This is a genomic window from Campylobacter hyointestinalis subsp. hyointestinalis, from assembly GCF_013372145.1.
GTDB lineage: Bacteria > Campylobacterota > Campylobacteria > Campylobacterales > Campylobacteraceae > Campylobacter > Campylobacter hyointestinalis.
Genome location: NZ_CP053827.1, coordinates 1,616,162 through 1,630,358 on the forward strand (window position 1 = coordinate 1,616,162; position 14,197 = coordinate 1,630,358).

Annotated in this window: 10 protein-coding genes and 5 tRNA genes; 1 reads left to right on the top strand and 14 read right to left on the bottom strand. The window is 34.7% G+C overall.

Translation table 11 applies throughout. The features are described 5' to 3' along the window. Window positions 1-184: 184 nt before the first annotated feature. The 3 genes from CHHT_RS08295 to CHHT_RS08305 are packed head-to-tail and all read right to left on the bottom strand — an operon-like array spanning window position 185 to window position 6,774. A complete protein-coding gene (locus tag CHHT_RS08295) occupies window positions 185-3,211 on the bottom strand; it encodes a type I restriction endonuclease subunit R (protein ID WP_034961779.1) in 3,027 nt (1,008 codons plus the stop codon). A gap of 9 nt (window positions 3,212-3,220) precedes the next feature. After that, the gene (locus CHHT_RS08300) at window positions 3,221-4,324 is read right to left on the bottom strand and encodes a restriction endonuclease subunit S (RefSeq protein ID WP_051663713.1); all 1,104 of its coding nucleotides are present in this window, start codon (window positions 4,322-4,324) and stop codon (window positions 3,221-3,223) included. Continuing rightward, the gene (locus tag CHHT_RS08305) at window positions 4,321-6,774 is read right to left on the bottom strand and encodes a type I restriction-modification system subunit M (RefSeq protein ID WP_074898780.1); all 2,454 of its coding nucleotides are present in this window, start codon (window positions 6,772-6,774) and stop codon (window positions 4,321-4,323) included. The genes CHHT_RS08300 and CHHT_RS08305 overlap by 4 nt, the downstream gene beginning before the upstream one ends. A 169-nt stretch (window positions 6,775-6,943) precedes the next feature. Here CHHT_RS08305 and CHHT_RS08310 point away from each other — a divergent pair, with 169 nt between their 5' ends. Next, the gene (locus CHHT_RS08310; protein ID WP_034961777.1) at window positions 6,944-7,489 is read left to right on the top strand and encodes a superoxide dismutase family protein; all 546 of its coding nucleotides are present in this window, start codon (window positions 6,944-6,946) and stop codon (window positions 7,487-7,489) included. Window positions 7,490-7,817: 328 nt separating this feature from the next. On the opposite strand, the gene CHHT_RS08315 is transcribed toward CHHT_RS08310, so the two are convergent. From CHHT_RS08315 to CHHT_RS08365, 11 genes are all read right to left on the bottom strand, one after another. Continuing rightward, window positions 7,818-7,902 (bottom strand) — tRNA-Leu (locus CHHT_RS08315). 11 nt (window positions 7,903-7,913) lie between these two features. Further along, window positions 7,914-7,990: transfer RNA gene (locus tag CHHT_RS08320), tRNA-Arg, on the bottom strand. A 51-nt stretch (window positions 7,991-8,041) separates the two neighbouring features. Beyond that, a tRNA-Arg gene (locus CHHT_RS08325) sits at window positions 8,042-8,118 on the bottom strand. A 17-nt stretch (window positions 8,119-8,135) separates the two neighbouring features. After that, window positions 8,136-8,212: transfer RNA gene (locus CHHT_RS08330), tRNA-His, on the bottom strand. Window positions 8,213-8,216: 4 nt separating this feature from the next. Further along, window positions 8,217-8,294, bottom strand: a tRNA-Pro gene (locus CHHT_RS08335). 120 nt (window positions 8,295-8,414) lie between these two features. Next, window positions 8,415-9,134, bottom strand: a complete 720-nt coding sequence (locus tag CHHT_RS08340; RefSeq protein ID WP_034961775.1) for a TerC family protein — start codon at window positions 9,132-9,134, stop codon at window positions 8,415-8,417. Further along, the gene (gene purN, locus CHHT_RS08345; RefSeq protein WP_034961772.1) at window positions 9,127-9,714 is read right to left on the bottom strand and encodes a phosphoribosylglycinamide formyltransferase; all 588 of its coding nucleotides are present in this window, start codon (window positions 9,712-9,714) and stop codon (window positions 9,127-9,129) included. Before purN ends, CHHT_RS08340 begins: the two co-directional genes overlap by 8 nt. Continuing rightward, window positions 9,705-11,090, bottom strand: a complete 1,386-nt coding sequence (locus tag CHHT_RS08350) for a bifunctional ADP-dependent NAD(P)H-hydrate dehydratase/NAD(P)H-hydrate epimerase (RefSeq protein ID WP_034961770.1) — start codon at window positions 11,088-11,090, stop codon at window positions 9,705-9,707. The genes purN and CHHT_RS08350 overlap by 10 nt, the downstream gene beginning before the upstream one ends. Beyond that, window positions 11,087-12,601, bottom strand: coding sequence for a YifB family Mg chelatase-like AAA ATPase (locus tag CHHT_RS08355; RefSeq protein ID WP_034961768.1), 1,515 nt, complete (start codon window positions 12,599-12,601; stop codon window positions 11,087-11,089). Before CHHT_RS08355 ends, CHHT_RS08350 begins: the two co-directional genes overlap by 4 nt. After that, window positions 12,598-13,113, bottom strand: coding sequence for a peptide deformylase (gene def, locus CHHT_RS08360; protein ID WP_034961766.1), 516 nt, complete (start codon window positions 13,111-13,113; stop codon window positions 12,598-12,600). The genes CHHT_RS08355 and def overlap by 4 nt, the downstream gene beginning before the upstream one ends. After that, a complete protein-coding gene (locus tag CHHT_RS08365) occupies window positions 13,113-14,195 on the bottom strand; it encodes a GGDEF domain-containing protein (RefSeq protein WP_034961764.1) in 1,083 nt (360 codons plus the stop codon). The genes def and CHHT_RS08365 overlap by 1 nt, the downstream gene beginning before the upstream one ends. Between the last annotated feature and the right edge of the window lie 2 nt (window positions 14,196-14,197).

Sequence of the window (14,197 nt, forward strand, 5' to 3'; positions counted from 1 at the left end):
CAAACAGGTTCATTTTTCCAAAATAAATTTAAAAAGTAAATTATACAATGCCGTAATTAATAGTGCAAAAAATTATTAATAAAATAAAATTTCAACTCGCATTTATGGCTTTTATTAGGATTTAACTAAACATATAAAAATAAAGCAAAATATCCTAAAATCCATTATTACCAGCAAAGGAATTTTACTTTGTTGAGTAGTTTAAAATCAAATTTTTCACTATATTTTTGGATTTTGGTTTTATATCTCTTAGAGATTTTATATCTTCGCCACGCTCTTTTAAAAATGCTTTAGCTTTGTCTAAATCCATCTTATCCATTATATTTTCAAAGTCATTATGTTGATTTAGATTATTTTCATCTCTGCGTTCATTTATTAGCCTTTTTACGGCATTTTCATCAATCCCAAGCCCATCGCATATCTTTTTTATATGATTATCTCTATCTTGATTTTTATAGCTATAAAGTAGCTCATTAAAGCTTAACTCGCTATCTTTTATCTTAGCATTTTCTAGATCGGCTAAGATCATTCTAGCAAATTCTTGATCCCCCTCGCTTAGAATTCCAAATGAGCTATGAATATCATTTTTTATATTCTCTATAGCTACAATATCGCCATCGCCTAAGGCTTTTAAAAGCTTTTTAAAATGCGTGTTTATGTAGTCTATATCTATTTTTATTATCGCGCCTTCGCTTAAATGTGGGTCGATTTCAAAAATTTCTTTATCCCCACTTCTATTGCTTTGCATTTTTACTATATCATTATATCTAGCTATTAATTTAGCGTAAATTTCATTATTTAGCCTTACTTCTACATTTTGGCACTCATATACTCCATTTTTTACATCATCTAGTCTAAATCCTTGCAGTTCGGCTGAGTTTTTATATCTCTCTAGCATTTTCATAGCTTTTGCAAATTTAGCTATACTCTCATCATCGCTAGGCAAAGATGAAAAATCGCTTATCCCAGCATTGCTAAACACAGAGCAGATCTCATCAAAGGCTTTATTTAAATTTTGTAAATTATCTTTTATCTTATCTACAAAAAGCCCTTTGATATTGCTATCGCCATAGAGTTTAAACGCTTTGTCTATATTTTCTTTCATTGTATTTGTTTTGTAGTAGTAAAACACATTGCCAAAGAGCTTATACGCATCAAAAACCCTATTTGTCCGTGAAAAGCTTTGAATGATTTTTTCATACTCCATAAGCCTATCGATGAAAATAGTATTTACCCACTTTGAGTCATATCCTGTAAGCATCATATCTACTACTATTAAAATATCAAGCTTTTGATTTTCGGCTATATTTTTATATGCATCTTTATGTGCTAGTCTTGCGCTTATATCGGCTTTATAGCTTTTATAATTTTGCATAGTAAAGCTTTTATTAAATGTATCATTATAATCTTGTAGCATTTCTAAAATTCCAGCTTCTTTATCAAATGCCTTTAAGCTAGAGTTATCAATACTAGGGTCAAACAGCCCAGCTACCTTTAGCTCAGGGGCGATTTCTTTAAAAAGCTTGTAGTATATAATCGCATCTTCTATGCTCCTAGTAGTAAATATGGCATGATAGTGCCTAGCTCTACTTACGCTAGTAAATCTATCTTTTATATCCCTTACTACTAGCCTTTTATGCTTTTCATCATCAAAGATACTATCAGCTATCTTTTCTAGCTCACTCATAGGCTTTGCCATATACTCATCATATATTTTTTGCTTTTTAGGCTCACTCATAGCCTCATCTATGCTTTTAGCGTTTGCCTTTTTTAGGGCGATTTTTTCTTTTATATCGCTATCTTTATAGGTTTTTATAGCTGTGATATCAAAGCCCAAAACATTGCCATCTCTTATTCCATCGCTGATATTATACCTATGTATCTCATCGCCAAAAATATCGCTAGTTGTGATATTATCTTTTGCGTTTTCGTTGTGGATTGGTGTGCCTGTAAAACCAAATAAAATAGCTTTTTTAAAATTATCCCTTATCCTTTTGATATTCTCCCCAAAAGTCGAGCGGTGCGCTTCATCTATGATGATTACCATTCGTTTTTTAGCGATTTTATCAAATTCCCTTTTCTTTCTAGCTATGATTTCATCATCTATTTTTCCCATTTTTTGGATTGAAGTGATGATTAGAGTATTTTCATCATCTGCTAATTTTTTGATAAGGTCATCGCAACTTTTAGTATCTATTATATCGTCATCATCAAGGCAAAAGCTCTTATAATTTAAGCTTGATTGAATTCCAAGCTCTATTCTATCTACCAAAAATACCACCTTATCAGCTAATTTATGCTCGCTTATGAGTTGAGCTGATTTAAAGCTAGTCATAGTTTTACCTGAGCCAGTCGTATGCCACACATAGCCGCCACGGATATTACCCCATTGTGCTTTGCTTACGATATTTCGTATCGCACTACTTGCGTAGTATTGATAGCTACGCATCACCTTTAGCACTCCATCACTTCTATCTGCTATGGTGTAAAATCCCACTAGCTCGTGAGCTTTTGGTATGTTTAGAAACTCCCCAGCGAACTTATCCCAGCGATTTACCGGCATATTATCAAAATTAGCCCAGTTAAAAAAGAACTTATCATTAAATTTACCATCTTTACCAGGATTAGCAAAGTATAGAGCCTCATCAGGATTCATAGCTACAAAAATTTGAATAAGGCTAAAAATCCCAGTAAAATACCCTCTCTTGCTATATTTTTCTATCTGATTACAAGCCTCTCTTACTGGCACGCCACTTCTTTTTAGCTCTATGTGGATTAGTGGCATTCCATTTATGAGTAGGCACATATCGCCCCTACCAGCTAGTCCTAGCTCATTAGTTTTATCAAATTTAGGTTCAATAGCTATTTGATACACGCTTTTGCCTTGACCTATGCTATTTCTATCGTAGTTAAATAGCACCAATGGCAAACCATCATCGCCCATTATGCTTATCTCTTTGCCATTTATAAATTTATTTATATCATTTGGGGTTTTTAGATCTCTTAGTTGATTTAGGATTTTATCCATTTCATTATCGCTGATTTTGCGACCATTTAGCTTATTTTGATTTATATGCTCTAGCACGGCTTTCCAGTTTGCTATAAGATCATTTTGGCTTGGATACTTTAGCACTCCATCTAGCCAACCCTTTTTGGTAGTTAGTAGCTCAGTTAAGGCATTTTGAAAATCTTTTTCTTTGGTAAAACTCATTTCATATTCCTACACAAACATTTTATTTAATAGATATTTTTTTATATTTTCAAGCTTTGAAATTCTCTTTTGACTAAGCTCTAAAATCTCATCAATTTTTCTAAAAAACTCCCCAATTGCTTCTTGCTCTTTTGGATCGGTTGGGATTTGAAATTTAAATTCTAATAATCTTGATTTTTGTATATTTGGCAAACCACTACCAACCCTAAGCGACATAATGTTTTTTTCTCTATATTTTAATAAAGCATATAAAAATCTAGTATTAATTACTAAATTTTGTAAAGTATAATTATGACCGCCAGACCAAAATTTTTCTTTATTAAAATTTACAAAACCGCAAGAATTACCACCTTCACTAATTGAAATAATGTTTTCATTTGTATTAAATGAATTTGTATAACCAGAAGGTGTAACTCCGCCATTTAAAACATAATATTTCCCGCTTAGTAATAAATCAATTTTATTTATTTGCCGACCTTTTATTATTTCGCACACTTCTCCCAAAGTTACAGAAGTCCAGTTGGAAGTAAAAGAGCCAAGGCGGAGGCGAGGCTTATTTTCACCAGAAGCTACAAAAAGCTTATCAAGCATAGTTTTTTTGAAATTTTCAAATTTTTTAAATCTTAATTTTTCTAAATCTAAAATTTCATCAATTTTTCTAAAAAACTCCCCAATTGCCTCTTGCTCTTTTAGGTCGGTTGGGATTTGGATTTTAATATTAGATAATGTAGGTTTTGTTAATTGTGGGACACCAGTAGATTCAACAGCTATTTTCTTCCTATTTATAGAACAAGCAATAAAGCTAACATTACTATCTGTTTTTAATGATAACAATCTTACAACAGGTGTAAAATTTTTAAATCTTGCTTGTGCATATCCTACTTCGCCACAACCAGTAATAGTTACAGCTGGTGCTGAAATTCTAAAATAATCATTATAATATCCGACAATTCCATCGTTTGTTAAAGCATTAGCATAAACTGGATAAATGCCTTTACTTAAAATTTTATTTTTATCAATATCTCCACCAGCCACAATTTCGCCAAGCTCTCCCAAAGTTGTGGAATTCCACTCGCTATTAAATTCCTTAAAGCGGATTTTTGGGCTTTTCATAATGAGCCTTTTAAAAGCGCCATAAGCTCATTTAAGGCTTCTTGGTCGTTTTCATTATCGCACTTTAAATTCTCTATATCAGCTACAAGCTCATCGCTTAGGACTTTTATCTTGCTATCAAGGTCTTTTAGAGTGTCTTTATAACGCTCATTTAGATTTAAAATTTTAGAGATGAACTCACCCATTTTATCATCGCATAGGGCTAAAATACCTTTTATTATAGGCTCTATCCATTTGATTTCTAGGCATTTTTTAGTATCGGCTTGATTTAGATTATCTAGCGTTTTTAAGGCTTTTGTATCTAGCTCAATTTGGGTTTGTTTGATCTTTTTATCAAGGGCTTTTTGATTTTCTTTATTTTCAAATAACTTATAAAAAACGCTAGTTTTATCACTTGCTAGGCTTTTTAAGGCTTTGCTATCTAGCTTATCATCACTAAAAATTTGCTCTTTATCCTCAAGCTCTAGCCCCTCTATCATCTCATCAAAATCGCTTGAGAGTTTGCTAAGCTCACTATTTAAATTTGAAATTTCATTTAGCTCATCTTGTAAATAAAGATTACTAATAATCTCAAGCGGTATAATCTGGGCGATTTTCTCGCTACTCTCTATCTGGCTTAAAAGCTCTATATCAGCACAAATCCCTTGAAAACCGCTATCAAGCACCCCAAAAGCATCGTAATAATCAATAAGCCTAATATCATCAAAAGTCTCTTTTAGCTTTATACTTGCTAGGTCTAAAAGGGCGGTTGGATTTGTAGGCTGATTTTCTATCAAATTCTCTTTTAAAAAGCCTTCAAAGCTAGTAAAATGCTTAGCGTAATGCTCTTTAAATTTAGCTATATCTCTATGCTCTCTTAGCTCATCAGAGCTTAATTTAAGTGTGCTATAGTTTTTATTAATTAAGCTAAAAGCTTCACTTCTAAGCTCACTAAATTCGCTCCAAAACTCACTTAAAGCCTCAAGCTGGTAGTTTGGAATCCCACCATTTATACTGGCGTATAGATCATCGCTTATCTCATCATTAATAGGGCTAATGTAGCGTGGGATATTTAGGTTATATTCATTTGCTTTTATCTCATCAAGCGGGGCTAAATATGAGTAGCCTGGCAAAGATTTACGCTCTTTTATGGTGTCTGTGATTTTTTTAATATCTCTTGGCCTTAGGCGGTTATTTTTACCAACTTTTTCAAAGCCATCTTTTGCATCGATAAATAAAATATCATTTTTAGTATCTACGCTTCTGCGTTTTAAAACCATTATAATAGTAGGAATTCCAGTGCCGTAAAATATATTTGGCGGAAGGCCTATAATGGTATCAATGTGGTTGTTTAAGATAAGATTTTTGCGAATTTCAGCTTCACTGCCACCACGAAATAGCACGCCGTGGGGTAAGATAATGGTTACTATGCCATCATTTGCCGTGTGTGAAAGGTCGTGGAGCAAAAAGGCGTAATCAGCCTTAGTCTTTGGTGCTACGCCGTAGCTAAAGCGTGGGTCGGCTGCGGTTTTGCCATCTATGATTTCCCATTTTTGCGAATAAGGCGGATTGCTTACCACCGCATCCATTCTAAAAGGTTCGCCGTTTCTATCTATCATTTCAGGCCAATCATCTTTTAAGGTATCTGCGTTTTTGACAAAAATATTATCTGCTAAAACATCTCGCATTATTAAATTCATTCTAGTAAGGTTAAAGGTATTTACTCTAAGCTCTTGGGCGTAGTAGCTTATCCTATTTTTATCTTTGTTATGAGCCATAAAGGCTTTGCCTATATTTATAAGCAGTGAGCCAGAGCCTGATGTGGGGTCGTAAATCTTTATAGTATCGCGGTTTTTTAGGTGCTCGGCTACGATTTGCGACATTAGAAGGGATACTTCGTGTGGCGTGTAGAATTCGCCAGCTTTTTTACCAGCATTTGCAGCAAACATAGAGATAAGATACTCATAAACAAAGCCTAGCGTATCATAGCCATCTTTGCTTGAGATTGGGATTTGCTTAATGAGTGAGATGATCTTTTGTATAGCGGTGGATTGGTCTGTGGCTGTCTTGCCAAGAGAGATTATGCCTGAACGCAAAGTATCAAAAATACCGCCAAAAACCTCTTTTTTATTCTCAGCTATGTTTTTATCTTCAAAGGAATTTAGGGCGTCTATTACATTTGAGATTTTAAGATCCTTACCAAGCTCCACCCAAGTACTAAAAAGATTTTCATAGCTTATGACATAGCCTAGAGTGTTTTTAATATCTTGTCCGTATTCATCATCATCTTTTAAGGCTTTTATCTCATCATCGCTCCACTGCTGTTTTTTGAGATATTCTAGCTCTTTTTGAGAAAGGAAGTTATAAAATATAAAGCCTAGCATATAGTCTTTATACTCACTAGCTTCCATTTTTGAGCGTAGATTATTCGCACCTTCCCAGATGATTTTTGCTAATTGCTGTTTTGTCATGGCTAGCCTTTGGAGTTTTTAGTTGAGTATTATACAATTATTTAGTAAGAATTTAAAATCATAGATGATGGTTTTATTAAATAATATTGAAATTTTTTATTTAAAATTTTTTACTTTAATTAATAATTTTTTGTTACAATGCGAAATTATTTCATTACAAAGGATAAATATGAAAAAATTTGGTTTTGTAGCATCTGCTTTAATGCTAGCTAGCTCTAGTTTATTAGCTGCTAATATGACGATTTTTGACCCTAAAAGTGTTGATCATGTAGAGATCAAAGTTGATTTACTAGGACAAGATAAAAACACTCCAGTAGGTAGCGTAATCGCAGTTAAAACAAACTACGGCGTAGCATTTTTCCCAAATCTTAAAGGCCTAGAGCCAGGACTACATGGCTTCCATGTTCATGCAAATCCAGATTGCGGTGCGACAGATAAAGGCCTAGGTATGAAAGCAGGCGGTCACTGGGATCCAGCAAATAGTGGTAATCACTCTTTCCCTTGGGATGATAACGGACATAAAGGCGACCTACCAGCTCTATATGTAGCAGCTGATGGCACAGCGACAAATCCTGTTTTATCTCCTAAAATTAAAGATTTAAGCGAGTTAAAAAATCACTCTCTTATGGTTCATATCGGCGGAGATAATCACAGCGATCATCCAAAAGCACTTGGTGGTGGTGGCGCTAGAATGGCGTGTGGCGTTATTAAGTAATTTTAGCTCTTTTTAGGGCTTTTGACTATAAGCCTTTTGGTTATCAAAGGCTTATAGTGGCTATTTTGATACCAAATTTCGCATTCAAACTTATTATAAATTCATCTTTTTATAAATATTCTCATCTAAAAAATTTAATAAATATAAAATATATCTTAAATTCAGATATTTTTTTGTTTTATTAAGGTATAATCACCGCCATTAATTTATTAGCGTATGGGGGGGGGCAGATTTTACCATCTGATTTAAAGCATTAACTTGCGAATTATTTAGATTTATAAGCTTTAGCATATTAAAAAGTGCTTAGAAAAATAAGAAAAAGATTGAATGGTGCGGACGAGAGGACTTGAACCTCCACACCGTAAGGCACCAGATCCTAAGTCTGGCGTGTCTGCCAATTTCACCACGTCCGCATAAAAATAAGTGGTACGCCCAAGAGGATTCGAACCTCTGGCCTACGGCTTAGAAGGCCGTTGCTCTATCCAGCTGAGCTATGAGCGCATAGCTAAAATAAATAACAAAAAAGCTGCAAAAAACTCAGCAAAACTAAAGTGGTGCGCCCGATAGGGGTCGAACCCATAACCTACAGATCCGAAGTCTGTCGCTCTATCCAATTGAGCTACGAGCGCATAAAGGATCTATCAAATGGGGTGAGTGATGGGAATCGAACCCACGACCCTCAGGACCACAATCTGATGCTCTAACCAACTGAGCTACACTCACCAAATGGTCGGGGTGAAAGGATTCGAACCTTCGGCCCCTTGGTCCCAAACCAAGTGCGCTAACCAGACTGCGCTACACCCCGAAGTGTGAGTATCACTACTTCAAATTAAGAGATGAAATTATATCCACTTTTTTATATATTGTCAATTAAAGCAATCTTAAAAAACTAAATTTAGCTCCAAATAAAGCTAAATTTAGATAATTATTTAGAATGCTTCTTTTTTGAGTAAATATTTATCATCTCTACACCCAAAGAAAATGCCATTGCAAAATAAATATAAGCTTTTGGTATATGAAGCTCTAAAGCCTCTGCGACTAGTGCTATACCGATCATTATCAAAAATGCTAAAGCAAGCACTTTTATCGTTGGATTATTATCAACAAAACGGCTTATAACACCACTAGCAAGCAGCATAACACCAACTGCTAAGATCACAGCTAGGATCATTATTTCTATATGATCAGCCATTCCGACTGCTGTTATTACGCTATCTAATGAAAAAACTATATCTAACACGCCTATTTGTGCTATCGTCGCCATAAAACCGGCATGTTTTATCTTTGATATATTTTCGCTCTCATTTTCGCCAGTAGCGTGAGAGTGAATTTCTAGTGTGGATTTTGCTATCAAAAACAGACCGCCTACTATCAATACAAGATCTCTTCCTGAAATTTCTTGTGCAAAAATACTAAAAAGAGGCGTTGTAAGCTTCATAATCCAAAACAAGCTCAAAAGCAATAAAATTCTAGTTACCATAGCAAGACCAAGCCCCAAAACTCTAGCTCTATCTCTTTGATGAGCAGGAAGTTTGCCGCATAAAATAGCTATAAAAATGATATTATCTATACCCAAAACTATCTCTAAACTAGTCAGAGTAAGCAGACTTATCCAAGCCTCCAAAGAGTAGATCCACTCAAACATTGTTTTCCTTATTTGTTAAAATATTTATGATCGTTTTTGGTAAAATTTCGTGCTCTATCTTATGTATCGTCTCTTCCCACTCTTCAAAAGTTTTACCGTCTCTTTGAAATGTTTCTTGAGCTAAAATCCTACCGCCGTCTAGCTCCTCGCTGACTAAGTGAACACTCACTCCGCCAACAGCCATATCACTATCAAAACTCTCTTTTATGGCGTGAGCACCTTTAAAAAGCGGTAAAATGCTCGGATGAAGATTTATAGCTTTTACATTTTTGGTAAAAACGGGAGTTAAAATACGCATAAATCCGGCTAAAATAGTCAAGTCTATCTCGTTTTTCTCTATCTCTTTAACCAAGGCCGCGTCAAATTCCTCTCTTGAACTAAATGCTTTATTTTCTATTATAGTAGTAGTAAGCCCGAATTTTTTGGCTCGTTCTATCCCATAAGCGTCTAGTTTGTTACAAATGAGTAGTTTGGCGACTATTTTTACGTTCCCAAAAACTTTTCCATGCACTTTTTCTAGTATCGCTTCTAAATTTGAACCGCTTCCACTAAATAAAATAGCAATATTTTTTATAACCATTGAAGTCCTTTTATAATGTCGTTTGGCGTGAAACTATAACCGTTTGCTTTGTAAGACAGCGCGGTTTTTTGGTGAGCTAAAACTCCGTTTAAGCTTGCGTCAAGCGGGCTAAAACCTTGAGCTAAAAATCCAAGAAGTATTCCACAAAGTGCGTCGCCGCTTCCTGCTACTGCTAAACTAGGAGTACCTAAATTTGATACATAAAGCACGCCGTTTTTAGCTATGATAACGTTTGCGCCTTTTAAAACCAAGACTGGGGAAAATCTTTTAGAGAACTCTCTAGCTAGCTCAAAGCGGCTTCTTTGCACATCTTCTATACTAAAATTTCCAAATTCCGCTATATTTAAAAGACTTGCAAACTCTTTTGGATGAGGAGTTAAAATGGCATCATCTTTGTGCAAAAAACTTAAAATTTCTTTTTTATAAAATATATCTGCATCAACCACGCAAGGTATATCTAGTATCTCATTTATATCAAATTTAGCTTCTCCAAGCCCCATTCCAACAGCGATTGCGTCCGCTCCTTTGAAACTGTTTTTTTGCATAATTTCTTCATCTAAATTTATACACTGCTTATTTAAATTTACAAGACTCACTCTACCAGAACCCATTTTCAAGGCAGCTTTAGCACAAATTTTAGCAGCTCCGCTTAACTCGCCGCAAACCACAAAAGCATGACCGAAATCGCCCTTATTTGTATTTAAAACCTCACGATTAGGAAGTTTAAGATCATCAAGCTCAAGTAAAAAATCGCTATCCTCGCTAGCAAATTTACTCTCACAAATGCCTAAATTCGAGCATACTATTTCACCTACAAAATCTTTTGCCGCGTCGCTATAAAGTCCTAGTTTTCTCACGCCCATCGTTACGGTAAAATCAGCTTTAAAGCAAGCTCCTAAAATACGTCCATTTTTTTCAAGTCCACTCGGGAAGTCGATCGCGATCTTAAGGGCATCAACATTATTTATCAAATTTAATATTTGCAAGGTTTTTTCGTCTAAATTTTTATTTAGTCCGCTACCAAATATCCCGTCGATTATGCAATGAACTCCATCTAAACTAAAATTTTCACAAATTTTTACACCGATTTGTTTAGCTATTTTTAGTTGAGTTTTGCAGTTTTCATTTAGGTTTGAAGTGGTAAAAAACAGCTTACACTCATAGTCTCCCTCAAGCATTCTAGCAGCTGCTATAGCGTCGCTTGCGTTATTTCCACCACCGCAAACAACAAAGATTTTTGAGCCTATTTTTAATTTTTTTCTTACTAAATTTGCTACGCTAAGGGCTGCATTTTCTTGCAATATAAGCTCATTCATAAAATAATTAAAAATCGCATTTTTATCAAATTCATCACTGCTAAAATACAAATTTTTCATTTTCTCATCCTATAGCTCAAGCTCTCTAAAATATGAGCTTTTTGTATCATTTGACTACCTTCTAGATCTGCTATCGTTCTAGCGACTTTTAAAGTTTTATTTATGCCTCTTTGGCTAAGATCATAGCTACTAACCGCCTTATTTAAGACCACTTTTGCCTCTTCATCGCATACACAAAACTTAAGTATCTCAGCGTCATTTAGCTTACCATTTAGCTCACTTTGAGTACGCGAGATTTGCATTTCAAATGCCTTTAAAACCATACTTTGCATATCTTTGCTGCTTATAGTAGCCTTATCATCGCTGCTTACTTCACTCATCGCAACATAGATATCAATTCTATCTAAAAGTGCCGAAGAAACTAAGTTTTGATACCTACTTTTATCTTTATCAGAGCATCTACAAAGTGCTGTTTTACTAAAAGCATTTCCACAAGGACAAGGATTTTGCGCGGCGACAAAAACAAATTTAGTCTCGTAGCTGACTTTTGAATTTACACGTGAAATATTGATTTTATTGTCTTCTAACGGCTCTCTTAAACTCTCTAGTATCTGCTTTCCAAAATGTGGGAATTCATCAAAAAATAGTACGCCGCCATTTGCCAAAGCAACTTCGCCTATCTTTGCTGTGCCGCTTCCGCCACCAAAAATAGAGCTTCTAGTGCTGGTATGATGAGGACTGCGAAAAGCTCTAAGTGAGCTAAAAGGAGCATCTTTGGAATTTAGCGACTGGTAAGCACTAGCTAAAAGTATCTCTTCTAGGCTTTGGGGAGGTAAAATGTAGCGAATTCTTTTAGCGCTCATAGACTTACCACATCCCGGGCTTCCTTCAAAAAGTATGTTATGCATACCTGCGGCGCATATAAGAGCAGCTCGTTTAGCTCTTTCTTGACCTTTAATATCGATAAAATCAAGCTCAAAGTTTAAATTTGGAACGAATTTACGCCCGTTTATCTCTATTGCGTTATCAAAAAGAGGATGTGAGTTTTTTACAGAACAGCTCTGCATAAATTCATTGTTTTTGAAAAACTCTCTAGCCTCATTTAAATTTGAAACCGCAAATACATCTAAATTTGGTATCATAGAGGCTTTTTGTGCTATGGAAGTAGGCACTAAAACTCTGGCTTTTTTGACCTGTGAGCTTAGAAAAAGTAGTATTGAAAATAGCTCCGCATTACTTTTGACACTTCCATCAAGTCCGAGTTCTCCAAAGACAAAAAAGTCATTTTCAAATTTCTCTTTTTGTAACAAAATCAAAAGAGCGATAGGAAGATCAAAGTGTGAGCCGTCTTTTTTTACATCGCTTGGACTTAAATTTATAACAATTCTAAGGGCAGGTAGAGTAAAGCCGTCCACGCTAGCAAGGGCTGATTTTACACGTGAAACAGACTCTTTTATGGTTGTACTTGCAAGTCCTACGATATCAAAATTCGGTAAAGCTCTAAGAAATGCGGATTCTATATTTATAATATGCAAGGTGTCGCTTAAGCAAGCACTTTTTAGTGATTTCATATAGCTTTTTTGGAGTTTTTCTTATATTCTTTATCAAATTTTTTACGTTTGTTAAAGCCGATTCTTTCTATAAACAAATGACCGTCCAAATGGTCATTTTCATGCTGCAACGCTACAGCCAAAAGACCATCTGCTTCTAGTGTTTTTGTATTTCCAAATCTATCTTGATACTCGAGCAAGACGTTTGCAGCGCGCTTGACATCTTCATAATATCCAGGAACGCTCAAGCATCCTTCTTGATATACTATCTCACCGTCTTTTTTAATAAATTTTGGATTTATTATCTCATAAAGATCATTTTTATCTTGAATATTTTGCTCATTTACTAAATTTACTATAAAAGCGCGGATCGGCTTTCCAACTTGCAAAGCCGCTAGTCCGATACCGTTTTTTGCTATCATAGTATCGTACATATTGTCCAAAAAAAGACCTAGCTTTTCATCAAATACTTTGACTTCTTCTCCTTTATCAAACAACCTTTTGTCAGGATAAGTAAGTATCTCTAGTACCATTACATCTCCTCGATCGCTTCATAAAGCTTTAATCTCTTACCGCTTTTTGCCAAACCATCAAGCGCCTTAGAAACAATCTCCTCGGTGCTATATCCAGAATCAAGAGCAATAACGGAAATTTCTATATCTATATCAAGCTCTTCTTCGCCTATAAAAAACGTAGTTTGATATAGCATTTGACCTATTCTTTCACAAGCTTTTTTTGCGCCTTCAATATCTGTATGCTTCATGATCATACCAAAATACCCATCTCCATAATGAGCGACTATATCGCTTCTACGCGAAGTTTTAAGTAGAATTTTGGCTATATTTCTTAGAATTCCGTTTTTATCTTTTATGCTAGCTATCGAATTTAAAACAGAATCTTTTACATGGATTAGCATAACACAAACGTTATAATTATATCTTTTTACACTCTCTAGCTCATCTTCTATGCTTTTTAGAAAATACTTTTTGTTATAAACTCCAAATTTAGAGTCATATATGGATTTTTCTTCTATGTTTTTAAATATCTTATCTACGTCTTCATAGCTATTTTTTATGACGTCTAAATGCCGCTCCATCAATGAGTTGAGCTTTGCAAGCTCATCGCTAAAGATTTTTATGATATTTTGAATTTCTAAAGAGTTTGTGTTTGATTTGGCCTCATCAAGTCTTTTTTGAACTATACCTTTCATCACAACCAAATTTTTATAGATCAAAGCTATGATTTGAAGCATATTTTTTATCTGACCAAAGCCGAGTTTTATCTCTTTTTCCATAAGCGCTTGTTGCTCTACGACATCATCTTTTTCATAATCCACCAGCTCCAAAACTCTCTTTTGAAATGCTGCTGGTTTGGTTTCTAAGAGCTTCCAAAAATAAATATCGAAATTCTTAGGCGTAGCTTGGATATTGTCGTCTGATAATTGCTTCAATACGATTTGTGAAAATTTATTTAAATCAACACCGCTATCGCCTTCTTTTTCTGTAGATCTACTAACATTTTTGTTAGTTGTTGTTTGTGAAAGATTTTGCTGTTTTGGCGTCTCACTAATGTTTGGTAAATTTATACGATCTTTATCGTTTCTTAGTTTAACCACGA